20 protein-coding genes and 3 tRNA genes are annotated in these 21,268 nt (G+C 65.0%); 18 read left to right on the forward strand and 5 right to left on the reverse strand.

Going from position 1 to position 21,268, the window contains the following annotated elements; translation table 11 throughout:
• Nucleotides 1–337: 337 nt before the first annotated feature.
• The 3 genes from FK256_RS02585 to FK256_RS02595 form a co-directional block, all read right to left on the reverse strand.
• A complete protein-coding gene (locus FK256_RS02585) occupies nucleotides 338–1,783 on the reverse strand; it encodes a hypothetical protein (protein ID WP_141423575.1) in 1,446 nt (481 codons plus the stop codon).
• Between the two features lie 121 nt (nucleotides 1,784–1,904).
• The gene (locus tag FK256_RS02590; protein ID WP_141423576.1) at nucleotides 1,905–3,083 is read right to left on the reverse strand and encodes a hypothetical protein; all 1,179 of its coding nucleotides are present in this window, start codon (nucleotides 3,081–3,083) and stop codon (nucleotides 1,905–1,907) included.
• Between the two features lie 302 nt (nucleotides 3,084–3,385).
• On the reverse strand, nucleotides 3,386–4,789 hold the full coding sequence (locus FK256_RS02595; protein WP_141423577.1) for a hypothetical protein: 1,404 nt from the start codon (nucleotides 4,787–4,789) through the stop codon (nucleotides 3,386–3,388).
• A 302-nt stretch (nucleotides 4,790–5,091) separates the two neighbouring features.
• Here FK256_RS02595 and FK256_RS02600 point away from each other — a divergent pair, with 302 nt between their 5' ends.
• The 8 genes from FK256_RS02600 to FK256_RS02635 all read left to right on the forward strand — a co-directional run bounded on the left by FK256_RS02600 (nucleotide 5,092) and on the right by FK256_RS02635 (nucleotide 12,848).
• Complete coding sequence (locus FK256_RS02600) at nucleotides 5,092–6,579, forward strand: FAD-dependent oxidoreductase (RefSeq protein WP_009234106.1); 1,488 nt, start codon at nucleotides 5,092–5,094, stop codon at nucleotides 6,577–6,579.
• 92 nt (nucleotides 6,580–6,671) lie between these two features.
• Nucleotides 6,672–7,787 (forward strand): alanine dehydrogenase, encoded by a 1,116-nt coding sequence (gene ald / locus FK256_RS02605; protein ID WP_141423578.1) that lies wholly within the window; start codon nucleotides 6,672–6,674, stop codon nucleotides 7,785–7,787.
• A gap of 3 nt (nucleotides 7,788–7,790) precedes the next feature.
• Nucleotides 7,791–8,375, forward strand: coding sequence for a GNAT family N-acetyltransferase (locus tag FK256_RS02610; protein ID WP_141423579.1), 585 nt, complete (start codon nucleotides 7,791–7,793; stop codon nucleotides 8,373–8,375).
• Nucleotides 8,376–8,408: 33 nt separating this feature from the next.
• A complete protein-coding gene (gene htpX, locus FK256_RS02615) occupies nucleotides 8,409–9,278 on the forward strand; it encodes a zinc metalloprotease HtpX (protein ID WP_141423580.1) in 870 nt (289 codons plus the stop codon).
• A 2-nt stretch (nucleotides 9,279–9,280) separates the two neighbouring features.
• Nucleotides 9,281–9,823 (forward strand): P-loop nucleotide/nucleoside kinase family protein, encoded by a 543-nt coding sequence (locus FK256_RS02620; RefSeq protein WP_141423581.1) that lies wholly within the window; start codon nucleotides 9,281–9,283, stop codon nucleotides 9,821–9,823.
• A 14-nt stretch (nucleotides 9,824–9,837) separates the two neighbouring features.
• Nucleotides 9,838–10,878 (forward strand): phosphotransferase family protein, encoded by a 1,041-nt coding sequence (locus FK256_RS02625; RefSeq protein WP_244936104.1) that lies wholly within the window; start codon nucleotides 9,838–9,840, stop codon nucleotides 10,876–10,878.
• Between the two features lie 78 nt (nucleotides 10,879–10,956).
• Entirely contained in the window at nucleotides 10,957–12,216 is a 1,260-nt protein-coding gene (locus tag FK256_RS02630; RefSeq protein WP_141423582.1) for a sensor histidine kinase, read from the forward strand.
• Nucleotides 12,204–12,848: a response regulator gene (locus FK256_RS02635; protein WP_009233950.1), complete on the forward strand. Its 645-nt coding sequence runs from the start codon at nucleotides 12,204–12,206 to the stop codon at nucleotides 12,846–12,848. Before FK256_RS02630 ends, FK256_RS02635 begins: the two co-directional genes overlap by 13 nt.
• A gap of 30 nt (nucleotides 12,849–12,878) precedes the next feature.
• Here FK256_RS02635 and FK256_RS02640 read toward each other — a convergent pair whose 3' ends face one another.
• The gene (locus FK256_RS02640) at nucleotides 12,879–13,376 is read right to left on the reverse strand and encodes a YajQ family cyclic di-GMP-binding protein (RefSeq protein WP_141423583.1); all 498 of its coding nucleotides are present in this window, start codon (nucleotides 13,374–13,376) and stop codon (nucleotides 12,879–12,881) included.
• A 159-nt stretch (nucleotides 13,377–13,535) separates the two neighbouring features.
• Between FK256_RS02640 and FK256_RS02645 the strand changes: the two genes are divergently transcribed.
• From FK256_RS02645 to FK256_RS02670, 6 genes are all read left to right on the forward strand, one after another.
• Nucleotides 13,536–13,617, forward strand: a tRNA-Tyr gene (locus FK256_RS02645).
• 112 nt (nucleotides 13,618–13,729) lie between these two features.
• Nucleotides 13,730–13,802, forward strand: a tRNA-Thr gene (locus tag FK256_RS02650).
• Between the two features lie 38 nt (nucleotides 13,803–13,840).
• Nucleotides 13,841–13,914: transfer RNA gene (locus tag FK256_RS02655), tRNA-Met, on the forward strand.
• Between the two features lie 61 nt (nucleotides 13,915–13,975).
• Nucleotides 13,976–14,146: a 50S ribosomal protein L33 gene (gene rpmG, locus FK256_RS02660; protein ID WP_009233951.1), complete on the forward strand. Its 171-nt coding sequence runs from the start codon at nucleotides 13,976–13,978 to the stop codon at nucleotides 14,144–14,146.
• 115 nt (nucleotides 14,147–14,261) lie between these two features.
• Nucleotides 14,262–15,059 carry a hypothetical protein gene (locus FK256_RS02665; protein WP_309314030.1) on the forward strand — a complete coding sequence of 266 codons (798 nt, stop codon included), beginning with the start codon at nucleotides 14,262–14,264 and terminating at the stop codon, nucleotides 15,057–15,059.
• A 524-nt stretch (nucleotides 15,060–15,583) separates the two neighbouring features.
• Complete coding sequence (locus FK256_RS02670; RefSeq protein ID WP_244936105.1) at nucleotides 15,584–16,243, forward strand: MarR family winged helix-turn-helix transcriptional regulator; 660 nt, start codon at nucleotides 15,584–15,586, stop codon at nucleotides 16,241–16,243.
• A gap of 38 nt (nucleotides 16,244–16,281) precedes the next feature.
• Here FK256_RS02670 and FK256_RS02675 read toward each other — a convergent pair whose 3' ends face one another.
• On the reverse strand, nucleotides 16,282–16,935 hold the full coding sequence (locus tag FK256_RS02675) for a Maf family protein (protein ID WP_141423586.1): 654 nt from the start codon (nucleotides 16,933–16,935) through the stop codon (nucleotides 16,282–16,284).
• Between the two features lie 39 nt (nucleotides 16,936–16,974).
• Between FK256_RS02675 and FK256_RS02680 the strand changes: the two genes are divergently transcribed.
• The 4 genes from FK256_RS02680 (at nucleotide 16,975) to FK256_RS02695 (ending at nucleotide 21,182) form a co-directional block, all read left to right on the forward strand.
• On the forward strand, nucleotides 16,975–17,874 hold the full coding sequence (locus FK256_RS02680; protein ID WP_141423587.1) for a biotin--[acetyl-CoA-carboxylase] ligase: 900 nt from the start codon (nucleotides 16,975–16,977) through the stop codon (nucleotides 17,872–17,874).
• Nucleotides 17,875–18,054: 180 nt separating this feature from the next.
• Nucleotides 18,055–19,113: an adenylate/guanylate cyclase domain-containing protein gene (locus FK256_RS02685; RefSeq protein WP_141423642.1), complete on the forward strand. Its 1,059-nt coding sequence runs from the start codon at nucleotides 18,055–18,057 to the stop codon at nucleotides 19,111–19,113.
• A 226-nt stretch (nucleotides 19,114–19,339) separates the two neighbouring features.
• A complete protein-coding gene (locus tag FK256_RS02690; RefSeq protein WP_021605343.1) occupies nucleotides 19,340–20,011 on the forward strand; it encodes a response regulator transcription factor in 672 nt (223 codons plus the stop codon).
• Nucleotides 20,012–20,105: 94 nt separating this feature from the next.
• Entirely contained in the window at nucleotides 20,106–21,182 is a 1,077-nt protein-coding gene (locus FK256_RS02695) for a sensor histidine kinase (protein ID WP_009233958.1), read from the forward strand.
• Nucleotides 21,183–21,268 lie beyond the last annotated feature (86 nt).

The following is a 21,268-nucleotide window of genomic DNA, read 5'->3' on the forward strand; positions in this document are numbered from 1 at the left end:
ACGACGGGGCACCATCCATCTGCGACCGTGTCCACCAACTCGGAGACTTCGAGACCCCCACACAGATGCCATTTATGTAGCGCGGTAATTGTCACTCGAGCATTACCCGTGTTGGGCCACAATGCTATATCGGAGAAGGAGGAAGGAGCGGCAGTGTCGTTCGGAGGCAATGGCCTAGGAATCGGTCCTGGAGTTGGCATCCGTGCGATCGACGGTGTCGGTCCGGGTTTCGGCTTCTTCTCGCAGGAACAGATAAACCCCCCTAAGGTGACGGCCGCAGAACTAACAAGAAAAGTGCGACGATGCATGCTGAAGTCCATTCTATAGGAGTTACCGCTTAGGAGGTGGGTGTCGGGCTGCTCGGGTTTGAAGGGGCTGTCGAAGTAGGAGCGGACGAGGCATCTTCAAGCCAGCTGGTAGCGGAATAAAAATAGTCAGCGACAACGAGCCCCCATGGTGTGATTGCCCCGTTATCGCCAGAATATGCCGTACCTTGCCGAGCATCAAAGATTGTTTTCCCGGAACTGATGGAAGTGATATCGAACCCACGACTCGACGTGCTACTAGAAGCGTTTGCTCCGTAAAAGGAGTAAAGAACATCTCCAAAGGTACACGCACCTTTGGGAACTTCATGATTAGTTCCATCCCATCTCAATGCAGCGCTCGCAGTTCCAGGCGTGCGTACCGCAATAACAGGTGAGTCATGCTGATCTTGCCATGTGATATTCGTCTGTTGTCCTGAGAAGATCCTGGGCCAACCTTTGACTTCGTTCTCCCAATCTCCCTCTAAGGAAATCTCCTGCCCTGAGATGACATGTCTAGCTGTTCCGACTAAAGATTCCGAGGAGTTCTTGTAATAGTACCAGTCGTCCCTCACTATGATTGGCTGGATATCATCCGTACGCTCGTACTTGTTGTTGGTCAAGAATATGATGGCATTGTTTGTCTCCAAAGGCAAGGGGAAGGTCAAGGCCTGGCCGCAGGGAATGACGACGGAAATGTTCTGTTTGTCGAGAATCGAATGTGCGTCGAACTGGATCGACAGGTCTTCAGTGCTCAGACGAAGTGCTATGTAATCGGCTGCGGAATTTGTAGAATTATAAGTTGCGCTGCTGTCGCCTGTAAGGATGATGGAGGCCTGATTGTTGGTGAAAGAGAGTTTCAGGTCCGACATGCTATTCACCTGATAGTGTTCGCTAACCGTTTGAGAATTTTGAATCGACCCGTCCGACAGGCGAATTTTGAGGATGACGATTGGACAAGCGGTACTGTCAGAATAACTGTTGTTAATAGTGTCCTGTGTGCTGGGCGACGATAGCGTTAAGGCTCCGAGCGTGAGATAGGCGTATTCACTATCGAGAAGAGCTGGACCGACGAATATAGTAGTCAACGCAACCTTCGGGTCGTCGTCCGTATCGTCGCGGGCAACCATTTCCACTTTTCGGGTGATCCATACACCTTTCTGGTCCAGAAGAACTGCGTAGGTGGTGAGATTGCTGACGTCAACGACAACGGGACACCTGCCGTTGGTGAAGAGGGTGAGCGCTTCTTTGATCTCCGCTTCGGCGCACAGGTAGTGATCATGAACGGCCGTGATCGTTGTTCTGGCGTTTATTGTTGGCCAGGTGGGCGTATCTGTGAAGGCAGTTGGAATGGCGTCAGGCGTTGGGGGCGGCGTGGGTGTGGGGGTAGCGGACGTGTTGGGGCGGCTGTGTTGGCAAGCTACTGCGGTGGGTAGCAAGGTGACTGTTGCTGTGGCGGCTATGAAAGTGCGGCGGCGCATGGCTGCTCCTCTGCTGCGCTGGAACGGGAACCGGCTGCTGTCTATGGATGTCGCCCGATAATGGGAATGGCAATGGGTAATGCTCCTCAAGGGAGTCTTCAGGCCTGGGGCTGAGCGTTGACTACGAGGGGTGGCCGAACCATGCGTCCGCCGGGAAGAAGAAACCGTCGATAGCAATTCCCCAGGATGAGACCCCCATAGCGCTGCCCCACGTAGTGATAGGAATGTTGGCCACATCTTGGCCAGACGAAAGAGAAGAAACTTGAAGGTTGCCGACACTTTTACCATCCGGCGTGTTCGGTGGCGCCATGTAGATGAAGTTGCTGAAGGTGCATGCGGCGCCGGGAATTGTGTGCTCGTTAGAAGTCCAAGACAGAATAGGAGTGGCTGATCCCGGTTGACTGACAGTAAAGGCGGGCTGCTCTGACATGCCGTAGTAAATTATTTCATGCTGGCCGGTGTAGAGTGGATAAAAAACGTATGCAGGGAGAATCTCTTGAGGGTGCTCATTAAGGAGAATGCTGTCCCCGGTGGTCGCATTCAGAACATGAAAAGTTCCTAACTTGGTAGCTTGTGGATTCTTGTAGGGGTGAGTCTTTTCGTTGTAGTACACCCAATTGTCTTCAACTAGCTCGACCTCAATATCTTGCCGAGTTTCGACTGTACCGTTCCTGAGATAGACGATGGTCACGCTCCCGTCATCCTTTTCTGCGACCAATGCTTCTCCTTTTGCGTCAACGCTCTGGTAGGCTTCGGTAAGAATCGTGTTCGCGTCGAACTGAGTAGAGAGATCGTCTGAGCTTAGGCGAAGCCCGAAACCCTTTGCGCTGGAATCTCGAGGATTCTTGCTTCCTGCGACAAGCAAAGCGTTATGCTCGTCATTGAAGGAGAAGGAAATGCTTTCGAAGAACAGGCTGCCGGTCACGTAGTTGTCGGTGATGCGCGCTGATGTGACAATGGCATGGTCAGAGAGTGAGACCTTGATGACGTCGACAGTGAAAATAGCGGAGCCTGATATAGAGTCCGCTGAAGGGTGACTGTTGTGGTAAACACCGACGACAAAATAGGCGTAGGACTCGTCAAGAATCGCAGGACCAACAAGAACATCGAGATCCGAGCTGGGAGGTGCGGTGGTAGCCGTTGAGGTGTTGCTGGCTTTTGGCTCCGGTGTTGAACTTGCTGAAAGATCAACGGCCACAATATTCCAATGTCGTTGATCGTCAGGGATAAGGGCCCATGTTGTTGGACCATGTAGATCAACGATGACCGGGCATGTGCCGCTGACGACGGTAGCCTGCATTTTTGGCATTCTGACACTGCCACATAAGTGCTGTTTGCGTAGTGCGGTAATCCTCGTACGTAGACCATTGACTCCGGGCCATAGTGAAAGCTCTGAGAATGAAGAAGGTGCAGTAGAATCGTTTGGGGGTGATGGTCTTGGTATTGATCCTGGAGTCGGCATCGGTGCAATCGAAGGACTTGGTCCAGGTTTTGGTTTATCTGAGCAGGCGCTGATTACGCCCGTCATGCCGATGGTTGCTGTAGTGATTAAGAAAGAACGACGTTGCATGGCGCGGCCTCGTCTTAATGTGTGCCGACTGTTCACGAGCTCGTTGGTGCGGCGGACTTAGAATCTGTCATCCACTCGGTCGTTGGATAGAAGAAACGACCGGTGCTGATTCCGTACGGTGTTACGAAACTGACGCATGCTTGTTGGAAGGGGGTGAACTGACGGTTATCGAGCTCTTCCCCGGTGTGTAGGTCGACGAGAGTGATCCTCCCGGACATGTAGCATGCATAGAGGACGTCTCCGTACACCTGGCCCGAGTTTGGAACCGCTCGCTCCGCCGAGTTCCAAGTGAGTGTCGGAGAGGTCGACCCCGGTGTGCGCACATCGATCTGATTATTCGTGCAGGTGATGATGTAGTCTCCGCTGGTTGCTGTATGTTGCATGTCACTGAGTTCATAAGGGAATCCGGTGAGAGTGAACTCCTCCCCGGTGTCAACATTGATCATGACAACTGTGCTTCCGGCGGTCGTATATCTTCTTGCATAGAGCCATTTTCTGCATACGTATTTGGGCGAGTCAGAGACCGTGTGTGAGGCTCCGTCAGTCAGGGTGACAACCGTTCCCGGTTCTGTTGAGCTGCTGTATTTGCTGGTGCATACGGCTTCCCCTCCTAAGTCGTTGAGATAGGCATACGTGAGTACGGAATGAGCGTCGAACTGAATGGACAGATCTGTTGCGGACAACCGCAAAGCCAGATAAGGGTCGCTGCCGGTCGTCAACATAAGAGCCGTCCCGTCCGCGGTAAAAAGGAGCCGTCCACTTGGGCTGTCCTGCAGAGCGAATGCACTCGTGGGGAAGCTGCTTGACAGTTGTACGCTGGCAGTCGCCTTGTAATCGGACAGTTGGATCTTGAGAAGAGACAACGGCATGTTTTCGTCTGACATATTGCTCGAACCGGTTACCCCATCTGTTTTGCCGACGACGATGTAGGCATGATTGTCGTCAAGAGTAGAAGGTCCGGTGGCCAGGTGGGCGACTGCTCCTACTTTGCTCGTTTCTGTGGCGTTGTTAGCCGGTGCCGTAGGCTTCACTTCGGCTGCGTGATATCCCCCGGAGACGCCGTCGGGCAGTATTGCGTAGGTTGTGGGACCGGTGAGGTCGACGATGACCGGGCACATACCGGTCACGTCAGTTTGGCCCGGTAGATAGTGGGCTCCGATCGCACCGATGAGATAACGACCGTGGACATGTAGGATCTGACATCCTTCGCCCAAGGTTTGATCCTGGTCGCTGATGACTCCCGGTGGGGGCCACAGCGGTTCCGCCCCGAAGACGATGGGGGTGGCTGTGGGGGTCGGTGGAGTGGGAGAAGCGGGAGCAGCGGCACTCGGGCTCGTGCTATTGGAGACGGTGCTCTTCGGATGTTTGGCTGAACAGCCGTAGAGCCCCGCGCCTGCGGCGGCGCCAAGGGTGGTGAGGAATGTGCGACGGCGCATAGGTGCTCCTGTGCTGCGCTGGAACGGGAACCGGCTGCTTTCGATGGTGGGCTGCGCACCATGCGCCGACAATGGGGAGTTGTTCCGGATGGGGCGTCTACACCACCTGCACCGCTACTGATGCGCCGGGACGTGACGCGGCTCAAAGCGCTGATGTTGCCCGCGCCCTGGGTGAGTCCTCCCTGTCGTCCATAGACTGTGCCGCGGTGCCCCGTCGTCGTCCCAAGACCGGACCAACCGGCCGTGATGGCTGCGAGCGCGCGGCACCACGTCCACGTCCCCTGAATCAGGAACTAAGAACAGTGAACGCACGTCCTCTCAATGTCGCCGTCATCGGAGCAGGCCCCGCAGGCATCTACGCCTCGGACATCCTCTCGAAGTCGGGCATGGAGGTCTGTATCGACCTGTTCGAGCGGCTTCCTGCGCCCTACGGCTTGGTGCGCTACGGCGTCGCCCCCGACCACCCGCGCATTAAACAGATCATCGTGGCCCTCTACAAGATCCTCCAGCGCGGGGACATCCGGCTCATCGGCAACGTTGAGGTCGGCCGTGACATCTCGGTGGCCGAGCTCCACGAGCACTACGACGCCATCGTCTTCTCCACCGGCGCTGACACTGACGCCCCCCTGGACATCCCCGGCGTCGACGCCCCCGAGTGCCACGGCGGCGCCGACTTCGTCTCCTGGTACGACGGCCACCCCGATCACCCGCGCACCTGGGACCTGAGTGCCAAGGAGGTCGCCGTCATCGGCGTCGGCAACGTGGCCCTGGACATCGCCCGCGTCCTGGCCAAGCACGCCGACGACCTCATGACCACTGAGATCCCGGCCAACGTCGCCGCCACCCTCCAGCAGTCCCCGGTCACCGACGTGCACGTCTTCGGGCGCCGCGGCCCCGCCCAGGTGAAGTTCACCCCGCTGGAGCTGCGCGAGCTCGGCAAGCAAGCCGACGTGGACGTCATCGTCGACGAGGAGGACTTCGAGTACGACGAGGGCTCGCAGGCGGCCCTGGCCTCCTCCAACCAGCAGCGCCAGGTGGTCAAGGCCCTCGAGGGCTACGCGATGCAGGAACCGGAGGACCTCACCGCCTCCCACCGCATCCACATCCACCTCTTCTCCGCTCCCCACGAGGTCCTCACCGACGACGACGGCCACGTCGTGGGCCTGCGCACCGAGCGCACCCGCTTGACCGGCGACGGCAACGTCACCGGTACCGGCGAGTACCGCGACTGGCCCGTCCAGGCGATCTACCGAGCCGTCGGATACGCCTCCAGCGCCATCGAGGGCCTGCCCTTCGACGCCGAGCGGCACGTCGTCCCCAACGAGGGCGGCCGCGTCCTCGGCGAGGACGGCAAGCCGCTGACCGGCCTGTACGCCACCGGATGGATCCGCCGCGGCCCCGTAGGCCTCATCGGCTCCACCAAGTCCGACGCGCAGGAGACCATCACGAACCTCGTGGCCGACGCGAATGCCGGTCTCCTGCACGCCGAGACCGACGACGAGACCCAGGTCGGCCACGACGCCCTCATCGCCCTGCTGGAGTCCCGCGGCATCCCCTTCACCAACTGGGAGGGCTGGGAGCTGCTGGACGCCTACGAGCGCGAGCTCGGCGAGGACTACGGTGAGGTTGTCGTCACCGGAGGCGACGCTAAGCCGCGCGAGCGCGTCAAGGTCGTCTCGCGCGATGCCATGACCGCGATCTCCCGTTCCACCGAGGTTCCCGAGGACCTCATCGGCCAGCCCGAGGCGGACCGCGTCCCCGAGCGGGTCGCCCACCGCTTGGCTGACTGAACTGACTGAGCCGGGACCGGCGGTTCCGCCGCCGGTCCCGGTCGGCACACGTCAACCCGTTCCCTCACGACGACCATTTCGAAGGTAGAACCATGCGAATCGGCGTTCCCACCGAGATCAAGGACAACGAGTTCCGCGTCGCCATTACGCCGGCCGGTGTTCACGCACTCACCCGGCGCGGGCACACCGTGACTGTTCAGACGGGCGCCGGCCAGGGGGCCTCGATCCCCGATGCGGAGTACACCGCCGCCGGCGCCGCCCTGACCGACGACGTCCCGGCCCTGTGGGCCGACTCCGAGCTCGTCCTCAAGGTCAAGGAGCCGGTTGCCCGGGAGTACCAGTACCTGCGCCCGGACCTGCTGCTGTTCACCTACCTCCACCTGGCCGCGGACCGGGCCCTGACCGAGGAGCTGCTCGCCAAGCAGGTCACCGCCATCGCCTACGAGACCGTCGAGACCGACGCCGGCGCCCTGCCCCTCCTGGCGCCTATGTCGGAGATCGCCGGCCGCCTGGCCGCCCAGGTCGGCGCGGACGCCCTGCTGCGCCCCCACGGCGGGGCGGGCGTCCTGCTGGGCGGTGCCGCCGGGGTGCGGCGCGGGAACGTCGTCGTCCTGGGCGGCGGCACCGCCGGCCTGAGCGCCGCGCGTCTCGCCGCCGGCATGGGCGCGGACGTCACCGTCTTCGACGTCGACCCCCTGCGCATGCGCCACATTGAGGAGATCGACGGCGGTGCCATCCGCACCCGCTTCTCCACCGAGCTCGACGTGGCCCGCGCCTGCGCCGGGGCGGACCTGGTCATCGGCGCCGTCCTCGTGCCCGGGGCCCGCACCCCCAGCCTCGTCACGCGCGCCACGGTGGAAACCATGCGACCCGGCAGCGTGCTGGTCGATATCGCCATCGATCAGGGCGGCTGCTTTGAGGACTCTCGCCCCACCACGCACTCGGAGCCCACCTTCGAGGTGGACGGCAAGATCTTCTACTGCGTGGCCAACATGCCTGGCGCCGTCCCGCACACCTCCACCTACGCGCTGACCAACGCCACCCTGCCCTACGCCCTCGCCCTGGCCGATGAGGGCTGGCGCGACGCCATCGCTGCGCGCCCCGATCTCGCGCGCGGCCTGAGCACGCACGCCGGGACGCTCTACACCGCCGGGGTCGGCGAGGCTCTGGACATCCCCACGGCCGACGTCGTCGATCTGCTGAGCTGAGCGGTGAGAACCCGTCGCATCCGCGTCGCCAGCGGCACGGACCGCTGGGCGCACGACCTCTACCTGCGCGCCTTCCCCGAGGATGAGCGCCTGCCCTGGGCACTCATCCACCTGCTCAGCCTGCGGCGCGGCATCGACCTCGTCGCCTGGTGGGACCGGCCCGCCGGACCGACCCGTGCGGCCTCGCCGGATCCCGTCGCCCTGACCTGGACCGTGCGCCGCCCCGGCTCCCGGCTGCTCTACCTCTTCTACCTCGCCGTCGACGACGTCGCCCGCGGCCGCGGTGTGGGCACCCGCCTCCTGGCCGAGGTCGAGCGCCGTCACCCCGGCTGCAGCATCGTCCTGGACATCGAGCCCGTCATCGCCGAGGCCGACAACGCCGAGCAGCGACGTCGCCGGCTCGCCTTCTACGAGCGCGCCGGCTTCCGCGACACTGGGTACGCGGTCCTCGACTCGACGGAGAAATACTGGACCCTCGTGCGCGAGGCGCCGGGAACCACCTTCGACCCCGACGACTTCCGCGATGCCCTGCGCTGCCTGGATTGCGGCCTCATCACCGCGCGAGTGGTCCCGCGCCAGCAGACATAGGTGGGACACAGGTTCATCCCATAGTCTCCACCCATGACAAGGACTCACCACTACAACGGTCTCAAGACCGCCGTCCTCCTGGGCGGCATGTGGAGCCTGCTTCTCCTTCTCGGCTACGCACTGACCCGGGGCACGGGCTCATCCATTTGGCTGTTCATCGTGCCGATCATCGGCGTCGCCCAGACCGCCTTCGCCTTCTGGAACTCCGACAAGATCGCGGTGCGCTCCATGGGCGCCATCGAGGTCACCGAGGACCAGCATCCCCAGATGTACGCCATTGTGCGCGAGCTCTCCGCCGCTGCCGGCCAGCCCATGCCGCGCCTCTACGTGGCCCCCACGATGAGCCCCAACGCCTTCGCCACTGGCCGCAACCCCTCGCACGCCGCTGTGTGCTGCACCCAGGGCATCCTTCAGCTCCTCAATGAGCGCGAGCTGCGCGGCGTCCTGGGCCATGAGCTCTCCCACGTCTACAACCGCGACATCCTCACCTCCTCGGTGGCTGCGGGCATCGCCGGCATCATCTCCTCAGTGGCCACCATGGCCCTGTGGTTCGGCGGCGGCAACCGGCGTGACCGGGACGGCGGCAACATCATCGCCGTTCTGCTGCTCTCCCTCCTGGCGCCACTGGCCGCCACCATCACCCAGTTCGCCATCTCCCGGACCCGCGAGTACGACGCCGACCATGACGGCGCCGAGCTCACTCAGGACCCGCTCGCCTTGGCCAGCGCGCTCAGCAAGCTCGAGTCGGGCATCTCGCGCGTGCCCATGGGACAGGACCCGCGCCTCGAGCCGGTCTCCTCGATGATGATCGCCAACCCGTTCGGGAGCCTGCGCAACCTCTTCTCCACCCACCCTCCCATGGACAAGCGCATCGCCCGCCTCGAGCAGATGGCCGGGTACTGACGGTGACCCTGACCGTCGTCGGCGGACTGCCGGCAGTCGGCAAGACCGCCGTGTGCCGGGAGGTCCTGCGCCTGCGTGCCGAGGGACAGGCGCAGAGCCAACCGCCGACCTGGCTGCGCATCGACTCCATCGAGCAGGCTCTGCGGGACAGTGGCGAGATGCTTCCCGGCATGCCCGGAGGGGCTGGCTACTACGTGGCTGCCGCCGTCGCCCGGGACGTCCTGGCCGCGGGCGGTGAGGTCCTGGTCGAATGCGTCAACCCGCTGCCCATCACCCGCCGTCTGTGGGAGGAAACCGCCTCGGCCCAGGGATGCTGGTTCCTCGCCGTCGAGCTCACCTGCTCCGATGCGGCCGAGCACCGCCGCCGTGCCCGGCAGCGGGTCGGCGATATCGAGGGCCTCAAGCTGCCGGACTGGAAGGAGATCACCCGCCGTGACTACGCCCCCTGGCCCGAGGCCGACCTCCGCCTGGATACCGCCCGGCTCACTGCCGTCGAGGCGGCCCGGGCCATTGTCGATCTCGGCCTCGCGGGCAGAGCCAGGTGATGATGGATAGGGGAGTGGGCAGCCCACCCCCAACCGAAACCGACGATGATCTCGCCCGACGTATCCAGGGGGCCGTCGGCGGCGGTGAGCTGCGCGGCGCGACGTCCGGACCGGTTGAGCGGCTAGGAGCCGGAGAGAGCTACGTTGCCTGGCGAATCGGCTCCGGTGACCAGGCACGGGTCCTGCGTGTTCCCCGGCGCTCGCCCCATGAGATGCCCCGCTCGATGACGGCCGAGTTCGAGACCCTCAGACGTGTCCCGTCCGAGCTCGGAACCAGTGCCATCGCTTTGGAGACCGGAGTCGACAACCCGCTCGGCACCCCCTACATGGTGACCACCCACGTTCCCGGCCGGGCTCTGCGCGCCACCGACTGGAACCGGCAGCTCGCGACCGCCCTCGCCCACCAGATCGCCCGCCTGCACGAGGCGCTTGCGGTCCCGGCTACCCCGACCGATGCGGCCGGCGAGGCCAGCCCTGCGCCGTTGGCCGCCCGGGTGCCGGGCGCTGGCGAGCAGGGGGAGGAGATGCTCGCCTGGTGGGGTGATCGCCACCCGGTCACTCTCACCGACCCTCGCGTCACCGCGCTTCTGCCCGCCTGGCGCCATGAGCTCGCCCGACTCGACCCCGCCTTCGAGACCGTCCCCACCCACCCGCTTATCCACGGCGACGTCGTCGCTCCGAACGTCATCCTCGGTTCCGACGGTGTTCCGCGGTTCATCGACTTCGAGTGGTCAGGCCCCGGCGATACTGCCAAGGATCTGGCCCTCATCGGCGGCTGGGTGACCGGCGGGCCCTGGTACCTGCCTATGACGCCCGACGACGTCGCCGCCTTCGTCACTGAGTACTCTCGGTACTTGCGCCACCTGTTGCGCTCGCGGCTCTCGCAGGACACCGATGCCATCGACCCGCGGCAGCTGCTGGCCCGTCGAGACGCCTACGAGCTCCTCGATCGCCTGGGCAACCTCCTGTACTGCCTGAGCCGCCCCGGCGAGGCTCGCTATGGGAGATGGGCCGACGAGATCGCCCACAGCCTGGTCACCCGACTCGCAGACTGACATGTCGGGCTAGCCCCACCAAAGCCTCGCCAGGTGACAGGATTGGGCATGATTCCAGGCCTGAGGAGGATATGGGGCATGAACCGATCAACATGGGCCGCGCGCTACCGTCGACTCGGCAGGGACGCCGCCTTCCTCCTCCTGAGCTGGCCACTGAGCCTGCTCGCCTTCTGCCTCGTGCTTCCGCTGACGGTTGCCGGCACCGGTACCGTCATCATCGGGGTCGGTCTCCTCCTCCTGGTCCTGGCCCTGAGCATCGCCGGGGGCTTCGCCAACCTGGCCCGCCTCGGCGTGGCGCGCCTGGACGAGCGTGAGCCCAGGCCGGGCGGCTATCTGCCTCCTGTTCCGGAGGCCTCCGCGCGCCGTCGGCTCTTGCGACGCCTGCGCGACCCCCAGCGCTGGGTGGACCTGCTGTGGGTCATCGTCTACTTCCCGGTGTCCCTCATCACCTGGATCCTCACCGTCGTGTGGCTGGCCCTGGCCGTGGGTGGCTTCCTCGCCCCTATCGCCGATGTCATTACCGAATCAATCCTTGGAGACCAACGCCAGGGGCTATCCGATCTTCTGGGCCTGTATCCGCCCCTGCTCTGGGACGTCGTCATCGATCTCGCCTGCGGCATCATCTTCTCCCTGACCGCCCCCTTCATCCTACGGGGCCTGGCCGCCATGCAGACGGGATTCATCCGCGGCATGCTCTCCTGGCGCAGCGAGGTCAGCCGCCTGCAAACCTCCCGGGCCGCTGTCCAACGGGCCGAGGCCGACACCCGCCGCCGCCTGGAGCGCGACATCCACGACGGCCCCCAACAGCGCCTCGTACGCCTGCGCATGGACCTGGCCCGGGCCCAGCGTCAGGCCGAGAAGGACCCGGTGGCAGCCTCCGCGATCATCCAGGGCGCCATGGACCAGACCCAGCAGACCCTCGATGAGCTGCGCCAGCTCTCCCGCGGCATCGCCCCGCCCGTCCTCGTCGACCGCGGCCTGGCCGCCGCCATCACCGAGGCCGCCACCCGCTCCTCCGTCCCGGTCACTGTGAGCACCGAGCTGTCCCAGGACCTTCCCGACCACGTCTCCCAAGCCGCCTACTTCGTTGTCAGCGAGTCCCTGGCCAACCTCAACAAGCACTCCGGGGCCACGGCCGCCGGCGTCGAGGCCCGCGTCGTCGACGGCGCCCTGCAGGTGAGGATCAGCGACAACGGCATCGGTGGGGCATCGACCGCCAAGGGCCACGGCCTGGCCGGCCTGGTCGAGCGCCTAAGCGGCGTCGACGGTAGGCTCACGCTCACATCCCCGACCGGCGGGCCGACCACAGTGGAGGCGATGATCCCGTGCGCGTTCTGATCGCTGATGACTCCGTCCTCCTGCGCGAGGGACTGGCACTCATCCTGACCGACGGCGGGCACGAGGTCGTCGGGGGAGTGGGGGACGGCGAGGCTCTCGTGAGCGAGGCGCTGCGGCTGCGGCCCGACGTCGTCGTCGCCGACATCCGCATGCCTCCGTCCCACACCGACGAGGGCCTGCGCGCCACGACCCGCATCCGCGACCAGTGGCCGGGCGCCCCCATCCTGCTGCTGAGCCAGTACGTCGTCGCAGGCTACCTGCCTGATCTCCTGGCTGACGGCGGAGGCGCCCTGGGCTACCTCCTCAAGGACCGGGTCGGCGACATCGACGCCTTCCTCAGCGCGGTCGAGCGGGTGGCGCGCGGTGAGCTCGTCCTGGATCCCGACGTCGTCTCCCAGGTTCTCCAGCGCGGACGGCGCGACGACCCGCTCGCCGAGCTCACGCCCCGTGAGCGCGAGGTGCTGGCGCTTATGGCCGAGGGCCGCACCAACGCCGGCATCGCCGAGATCATGGTGGTCACCGAGGGCGCCGTGGAGAAGCACACCCAGCGGATCTTCGCCAAGCTCGGCCTGCTGCCCGACGCTGCCGTCCACCGCCGCGTCAAGGCCGTCCTGGCACTTCTGTCAGCCTAGCGCGGTGCTTCGACCGCAGTTCTATCGGTTCTATCGGTAGTTGACGAACTGGAGGGCGGCGTCGACGTCGAGGTTCTTCAGCAGGGCGATGACCGTCTGGAGGTCGTCACGGGACTTGGAGGTCACACGCACCTCATCGCCCTGGATCGTGGCCTTGACGCTCTTGGGACCCTCGTCGCGGATCGCCTTGGTGATCTTCTTGGCGACCTCCTGGGCGAGTCCCTCGCGCAGGGGACAGGCCAGACGATAGATCTTGCCCGAGGGACGCGGCTCCTTGTCCCCCAGGTCCAGGGCCTTGAGGGAGACGCCGCGGCGGAAGAGCTTGGACTCCAGGACGTCCAGGATCGCCAGGACCCGTTCGGCCGTGTTGGCCTCCAGGGTGATGGTGTCACCGGACAGACTCACGGAGGCGTCGACGCCGCGGAAGTCGTAGCGCTGGGAGATCTCCTTGGCGCACTGGTTGACGGCGTTGTCCACCTCCTGGCGGTCGAGGCGGGAGACGACGTCGAAGGAGGAGTCGTTGGCCATGGCGGCAGTCCTTTCCGGGGTGGGACTTCAGTCGACCCGAGTCTAGGCGGGTTGTTCTGTGAGGAGGGTCCTACGGGGGCGATTGGCGCTGTGCGCCGCTGCCTTGCTATTCTTCCACGGCGCCAAGCGATGGCCGGGAGGCCTGAGTGCGGAGCCAAAGGCGGGTTGCCCGAGCGGCCAATGGGAGCTGACTGTAAATCAGCCGCGTAATGCTACGGGGGTTCGAATCCCTCACCCGCCACGCCGATCACTCGTTGATCGCACCTCACCCTTGCGGTGAGGGCCGCAGTGAGCGAAGCCACGGCGGGCCGAATTGCCAGAGCAGTTCGGATCTGCCTAGGATTCGGCTCGTTGCCCCGATAGCTCAGTCGGCAGAGCGTCTCCATGGTAAGGAGAAGGTCAAGGGTTCGATTCCCTTTCGGGGCTCTCGCAGCGGGGGCCATTGGCCCCCATTGTGGTCATATGGCGAGGTAGCTCAGCTGGTTAGAGCGCACGACTCATAATCGTGAGGTCGAGGGTTCGAGTCCCTCCCCCGCTACGCAAGTTTTCGAGTACAGCGCACCCGTCGCATGCTCGAGGATCGACACGAGGAGACAAACGTGGCCAGCAAGTCCGCCGACGTTCGCCCCAAGATCACTCTGGCCTGCTCGGAGTGCAAGGAGCGCAACTACATCACCAAGAAGAACCGTCGGAACACCCCCGACCGTCTCAGCATCTCCAAGTTCTGCGCTCGCTGCGGTAAGCACACCGAGCACCGCGAGACACGCTGAGCAGCGCGTTCCGGCCCTGGTCGCGGTCACCTGCGGCCTCAGGATCGAGCCCCGTTGACATGTTGTCGGCGGGGCATCGTCGTCTCTGAAGCGGATGCCGCCTAGCATCGGTGACGTGAACGGCCTCAGCCCTTGGGACGACGTCGAGCGGCTCGCAGCGGTCCTCGCCGCGGTTCTTGAGACGGGATCATCCGGGCTGTCTCAGACGCAGCTCCGCCGTCTTGCGCTGAGGGGCGCCGCACTGTCGCTTCCTCCTGTCCTGGTCATGCAGCGGTTGCAGGGGCGTCTGCGGGCCCAGGACGGGACCGCCGCCTGGAATGGTCTGCTGCACCGTCGCTGTCTCATGAGTCCGAGCGGTGCAGGTGACGGGGCTCCGGGGATCTCCCGGTGCCCTGAGGGGATGTCGGTCCAGCGAACCGTCCGCGCGGGCTGGGAGCTCATCCGGGTAACCGCCGAAGTACAGAGCGTCGGACGGCGCTGGAGGGTCACCCACGAGCTCGCCCGCCGCGGCCCGGCCGATCAACCTGCGGCGACGAGGAAACTCACGGAGTCTGAGGCCGGATTTGATCCGCCATCCGGTGACGGGATCTACCGGCTCGCCTATGACGACGTCGTCGCCTGGGCGGAGGCGACCGGGGACCGCAACGCGATCCATCTCCTGCCCGGCAGGGCTGCTGAGCTCGGTCTGGAAGCTGGTCCCAATGACGTCGTGGCGCACGGCCTCCTGCTTGGTGCGCTCAGCCTCGCGGTTGCCCGGCCTTCGCCCCACCAGCAGATTCGCCTGAGATTCATTGGTGCTGCCGATGTACCTGCGCACTGTCTGGATGGAGGAGAGGCGTGGACGACGCTCGTTGTCGATCCCGGTAGCGGTGACATCGCCCGGTGTGGGCGCCTCGTCCTGCAGCGCCGGTGACGGAGCCCTCCCGGCACTGGATGCCGGAGTGGCCGCAGGCGCTGATCGATGCCCTATCGCCCCGTGAGGGAAAAATGATTACCTGCTGGAGGAAATTCTGACGGCGATTCACTGTTGTCTTGGTGGCGACGAGATGAGAAGGTGGAGGCGAATTGTTAACCTCCTTCGATCATCGGTCAGTGGGGATGATGACGTGACAAAGGTAGGTAATTCGAATGTCAATCTGATGGATGTCAGGGTGACATGAAGACAGTGTTCGAATTCCTTTCCGAAGTGGACGGAGCTCAGCTCGATCCGCGTCGTTTCAAGCAAAGATCAGTGTTGTGGATGGTGTTCTCGTGGTTGTTGGATGATCTGAGTGACTGTACTGAAGTGCTGACGGTCTGACCGGGTGTGATAAAAAAGAAGTGGAGTTGCACTTGTGTGAAAGCCAAAGGCAGATGGCAAGTGAGCGCTAAAGGGTTCTCGACCCGTCCGGGTCGGTGCTGAGAGGAGTCGATAAGGTGATTACCGCAGAACGGACGATGGTGAAGCCGACGGCCTACACCGAGGACGTCGAGATGAAGTGGACTCAGAGCGACCAGGAGGCTGTCGAAGCCACCTACAGTCAGGAGTTTGCCGGGGCGGCAGACCGGGCCGGGCTCGGCCAGATGTCAGCCGGCACCTGCGGTCAGGAAGAGTTCTTGGAGCAGAAGGAGGGCTTCCACCGGCTCGATGAGATCGAGATGGATGCCTGGCGCTCCTTCCTGGCAGCATCCACCTCCGTCACCGCCCGCCTCAACCGCGAGCTCGAAGCGGGCTGCGGCATCTCCATGCACGAGTACGAAATCCTAGTGCGCCTGTCCGAGGCGCCCGATCAGACCCTGCGCATGTCGACCCTCGCCGAGCACGTCTCCCACTCCCGCTCCCGCCTGACCCACACCGTTCGACGCCTGGAGAACGTGGGATACGTCGAGCGCGCGTCCTGCGACTCGGACCGCCGCGGCGTCAACTGCATGCTGACCCGGGCCGGGGTCGACTTCCTGCGCGAGGCCGCGCCGGTGCACCTCGACGGCGTGCGCCGCCACGTCATCGACCGTCTCAGCCGCGAACAGCAAGTCGCCATGGCCGAGCTCATGAAGGTTATCGCGCAGGCTCCGGACTCCGCTGCGCCCTCAGCGTCGTCGACTTCCTCGGCGTCCTGACGCTCCTCACTGACTGTCCTGCGATCCGGTGGGCGTCGTCAGTCGGTTTCTCGACCGGCCGGCGGCGCCCACAGGTCTGTCCAGCGCACTCCCAGATCGGCCAGGAGTCGGCGCAGCAGCGGCAGGGAGATGCCGACGACCCCGTGCGGATCGCCGTCGATCCCCTCGATGAAGGCGCCCCCCAGGCCATCGATGGTGAAGGCGCCCGCGCACCACAGCGGTTCGCCGCTGGCGATGTATGCCTCGATCTCGGTCCGAGAGGGAGAGCCGAAGTGGACAGTGGCCGAGCTGACCCCCTCGGCGATGGCCTCATCGGTGGTGCGTACCAGGAAGTGCCCCGTGTATAGGGTGCCGGTGCTCCCGCTCATCACTCGCCAGCGCTCGCGGGCGTCCTTAGCATCGGTGGGCTTGCCGACGACCCGGCCGTCGATCTCCAGCATGGAGTCGCAGCCCACGACCACCTCGGCCTCCTGCGGGTCGATGTCTGCCGCTACGTCGAGTGCCTTCGCCCGGGCCAGGGCCTGCACCTGCTCGGCGGCGCTCGGAGCGGGCAGACCCGTCGCCCGGCGTCGATTAGCCAGCTCGTGGAGCACGGCTTCCTCATCGACTGAGGAGGCTCGCACCAGCGGCTCGACACCGGCGGCCCTCAGGGTGGACAAGCGGCCGGAGGATCGTGAAGCCAGGAGAATCACGTTGTCACCCTATACGGTTTCGGCGATTAGGCTCGTTTCATGAGTTCAGGTAACAGCCCTTTCGAGCGTCTTGTCACCGTCCCCGTCACCGGTTCCACCCAGGATGATCTGCGCGATGCCTTGACGGGGCCCGAAGCGAGTTCCTGGCCGCACCTGTCCGCCCTGCGCGCACTGCGCCAGACCGCCGGCAGGGGGCGATCCGGCCATTCTTGGATCACTCCGGACGACGGCGCGCTCCTGGTCTCCGTGGTCCTGCGTCCCCTCGTTCCGGCCGAGCGCCTGGCCTGGCTGCCGCTGTTGGCCGGGTTGGCGGTCCGAGACGCCCTGGCGCCCTTCCTTGAGGAGCTCGAGTGGCGGCTGGGCACCAAGTGGCCCAACGATGTCGTTGCCGAGCCCAAGGATCCGTCGACCGTTGACGTGATACCCGGCTGGGCCGGATCCCGCAAGATCGCCGGAGTTCTCAGTGAGCTCATCACCCAGGATCCCTCCGAGGCCCCTGCCGCTCGGCGACCGGCATCCGAGGAGGTTCCCGCCTCCCGCGATCAGGCGCCCGTAGTCGTCCTCGGCATCGGCGTCAACATCGCTCAGGAGGCCGATGACCTGCCGGTGGCATGGGCGGGCTCCTTGCGCACACTCGGTGCGTTTGATGCGGACGCCGATGCCGCAGAGGCCATTCTCGAGGTGATCGGCCATCAGCTGGTCAGGCGCCTGGAGCAGTGGGAGGCGGTGGACGGCGATGTCGACGCCGGGGAGGGAGTCCTCGGGGGCGAGTTGCGCGCAGCCCTGACCACCCTGGGGCAGCGGGTCAGCGTCCAGGCGCCCGGAGGCGAGCTCGACGGGCTGGCCGTCGACGTCACCCCAGCCCTGGTGCTGCGCGACCAGGGCGGTGATATCGAGGTCCGCGCCGGTGACGTGACCCTGGTGCGCGTCGAGGAATGACCCCGATGGGTCGTGGACACGTGCTGTCCCGGGCAATGAATCTCTCGATGAGCATCCTCGTGTGATCTGCGCTACTCTGGCTGGGTGATATTAGACAGCCAAGCGAGCAAGGGGCGCATCTCGGACCCGCAGGAGGTTCGGGGAGGCGCCCAGCATGAGGCTCACGGGGGTTCCCGACGTGTGAAGGACAGGGCCGCCGTCGGGGCCGACCCCAAGGGGCGGGACACCCTGGCGGGGCATGAGCACCTGCTGCTGGGGGAGGTCCCCAGCCTCACCCTGAGCGAGGTGGCCCAGCGGGCCGGAACCAGCCTGGAGATGGCGCAGAAGTTCTGGCGGGCCATGGGGTTCGCCGATGTCGAGCCGGATGCGGTCCACTTCACTCAGCAGGATGTTGATGCGCTGCGGGATACTGCGACGCTGCTCGGTGAGACCTGCGACTCCGCACTGGCCTCGGCCAGTGTGCTCGAGCTTCTGAGGGCCCAGTCCTACACGATGGACCGTCTGGTCCTGTGGGAGTTGGAGACCTTCGTCACCGATCTCGGTGAGCGTCTCGACCTGGATGACACCTCGGCGCGGCTGGTCGCCCTGGATCGTATCGACGGCCTGGTGGACCTCCTGTCCCGGCAACTGACCTATGTATGGCGCCGTCATATGGCCTCCATCCTGGGACGTACCGATGCGGAAGTCTCCGCCCGGGGGCGCGAGGACACCGGCCCCGACCTCTATCCGCTCATCCGATCTCTGGGATTCGTCGACATCGTCTCCTTCACCCAGCGGGCCCAGGGTATGAGCAAGGCGGCCCTGACCCACATGCTCGAGGGCTTCGAGAACACGGCCCGCGACGTCATCACCTCGCGGGGTGCGCGTGTGGTCAAGACGATCGGCGATGCCGTCATGTACATCTCCGACGACCTGCTGATCGCCGCCGACGTCGTTACCGCCCTGGTCGAAGAGCTCCAGAAGGGGCCCGACGCCATCCGGGTCCGGGCCAGCCTCGTCGAGGGGCGGGTCATCTCCCGCTCCGGGGACGTATTCGGGCCCACCGTCAATCTGGCGTCACGGCTCGTGGACACGGCCGAGCCCGGCGGTATCCGCCTGGATGAGGCGACCGCTATGGCCATTCTCCATTCGCCGCAGGCCGGCAGGTACCGGGTGGGGCAGTGCCATGAGGTCGTGGCCAAAGGGCTCGGGCAGATCATCCCCTGGTCCCTGGAAAGGATCTCACCGACCCGGTCCTGAGACGAGCCGAGTGGCCCGAAGCCTCCGTTATCATCTCGTTATCCAGTGATCGCCCATCTGTTGAGGGGTCACGCTCGGATCGCGGTTTGCCGCTGTATCTCCTGAGAAACCCGTTCTGCTCGTCGAGGAGCGGCAGGTCCGCCGCCTCGGTGCTGGTCACGTCCCGGTATCTTCTCCGCCCCTGGGACGATGGCGGGCGGGTGCATCGTCGCCTAACATCGCGGATGTGACAACTGTTCTGCTCGTCGAAGACGACCCTGCCATCTCCGAGCCCCTTGCCCGCGCCTTCGGGCGCGAGGGCTATGAGGTTCTCACTCACGGCACTGGTAAAGGTGCCCTCGAGGAGGTTTCGGCCGCCGACATCATCGTCCTGGACCTCGGCCTGCCAGATATCGACGGTCTGGACGTGGCCCGTCAGGTGCGCGCTCAGGGCCTGACTATCCCGATCCTCATGCTCACCGCACGCAGCGAGGACTCCGACCTCGTCGTCGGTCTGGATGCCGGAGCCGACGACTATGTCACCAAGCCGTTCCGTCTGGCCGAGCTGCTGGCCAGGGTGCGGGCGCAGGTGCGTCGCGCCTCGGGTGAGGCCACGGAGGACGAGTTGAGCTTCGGGGAGATTCGGGTCGACGTCGCCGCCCACAGGGCCTTCGTCGGCTCACGGGAGCTGCAGCTGACGACTCGCGAGTTCGAGCTGCTGCGCGTCCTGGTGCGCGCCGGGGGAGACGTCGCCTCCGGGGAGGACATCCTCAAGGAGGTCTGGGGCGAGGATCCCACCGGGAGCCCCCAGACCCTTCAGATGCACGCCACCTGGCTGCGCCGCAAGCTCGGCGACGACGAGGAGCGGCCCGCGCTTCTGCTGGCCCAGGAGGACGGCTACCACCTGGCTGCCGGCTGAGCCGCTGATGAGCCATTGACCGGGGCGGAATCCCGGATGCCGCCGAACAAGGGAGCCGCCCCGGATACCTGATTGTGTCTGAAGGAGGACAGCCATGCGCCGCTACGCCATGACGATGACGATGGCAGCGGTGTCAGTGGCCATCCTCCTGCTGGGACTGCCACTGGGGGGCGCCTGGATCGCTAGCGCGCTGCGCACCGCCGGGGGCGAGAACCGGGTCACCATCATCGGCACCGTCATCCTCACGGTCCTGGTGCTCACCGGAACCGCGCTCACGGCGGCCTCCGTCGTGGCCTCCCGGGCGGCCAGGCGTATCTCTGCGCCCCTCATCTACCTGGCCGCCGAGGCCGAGCAGCTCGGCAGCGGTCAGGTCCGCCCGCGGCTGCGCTCCTCGGGGATCGAGGAGATCGACCTGGTCCAGGCCGAGCTCGTACGCTCGGCCGAGCGCGTGGCCGGGCGGATTGCCGCCGAGCGCCAGTTCGCCTCCGATGCCTCGCACCAGCTGCGCACGCCATTGACCAGCCTGTCCCTGCGTCTGGAGGAGATCGGGCTGCTCGCCAGTGAGGATGAGGTGAGAGCTGAGGCCCACGCCTGCCTGGAGCAGGTCGAGCGGCTCACCGGCGTCGTCGAGGACCTGCTCAAGGTCTCACGCCGGACCGGTGGCGGAACGACCGAGGCCCTTCACCTTAAGGACATCTTCGCCCAGCAGCGCGAAGAGTGGGAGCCTGCCTTCGAGCAGGCCGGACGCACCATCACCTTCCGCGACGAGATCAGCCACCCGGTCCTGGCCACACCCGGCTCCCTGGCCCAGGTGCTGGCCACCGTCGTCGAGAACTCCCTGCGTTACGGGGCCGGGACGACCTCGGTGAGCGTGCGCAGCGCCAACGGCGGTCACGCCGTCTTCATCGATATCGCCGACGAGGGCGAGGGCGTGGCGGAGGACATCGCCCCGCATGTTTTCGAGCGGCACGTCTCCGGCTACGGTTCCACCGGCGTGGGCCTGGCGCTGGCCAAGGACCTCGTCGAGGCCGACGGCGGCCGCATCGAGTTGTCCCAGCGCAGTCCGGCCGTCTTCTCCATCCTGCTCAACGCCGTCCCCAAGTCCCTGGACCCCAACAACGTCCTGCCGCAAGGGGCGCTGGTCTCCGTGGGCCGACGCCGTCGGTTCTGACCGCTCGCGCAATGCGCGGACGCGCCATAGTCCTCGAAGACTGGCCTTGCGGGACAGTCTGCGGCCTAAGGCGCGTCCGCGATGGA

This window comes from Actinomyces johnsonii, from assembly GCF_006546835.1.
Lineage (GTDB): Bacteria > Actinomycetota > Actinomycetes > Actinomycetales > Actinomycetaceae > Actinomyces > Actinomyces johnsonii.

Bases quoted from the DNA above. Each gene is read 5' to 3' on its own strand.
- FK256_RS02695 (WP_009233958.1), top strand. From the start codon at position 20,106: ATGCGCCGCTACGCCATGACGATGACGATGGCAGCGGTGTCAGTGGCC.
- FK256_RS02595 (WP_141423577.1), bottom strand. From the start codon at position 4,789: ATGCGCCGTCGCACATTCCTCACCACCCTTGGCGCCGCCGCAGGCGCG.
- FK256_RS02590 (WP_141423576.1), bottom strand. From the start codon at position 3,083: ATGCAGGCTACCGTCGTCAGCGGCACATGCCCGGTCATCGTTGATCTA.
- ald (WP_141423578.1), top strand. From the start codon at position 6,672: ATGCGAATCGGCGTTCCCACCGAGATCAAGGACAACGAGTTCCGCGTC.
- FK256_RS02670 (WP_244936105.1), top strand. From the start codon at position 15,584: ATGGTGAAGCCGACGGCCTACACCGAGGACGTCGAGATGAAGTGGACT.
- FK256_RS02630 (WP_141423582.1), top strand. From the start codon at position 10,957: ATGAACCGATCAACATGGGCCGCGCGCTACCGTCGACTCGGCAGGGAC.
- FK256_RS02680 (WP_141423587.1), top strand. From the start codon at position 16,975: ATGAGTTCAGGTAACAGCCCTTTCGAGCGTCTTGTCACCGTCCCCGTC.
- FK256_RS02585 (WP_141423575.1), bottom strand. From the start codon at position 1,783: ATGCGCCGCCGCACTTTCATAGCCGCCACAGCAACAGTCACCTTGCTA.
- FK256_RS02640 (WP_141423583.1), bottom strand. From the start codon at position 13,376: ATGGCCAACGACTCCTCCTTCGACGTCGTCTCCCGCCTCGACCGCCAG.
- htpX (WP_141423580.1), top strand. From the start codon at position 8,409: ATGACAAGGACTCACCACTACAACGGTCTCAAGACCGCCGTCCTCCTG.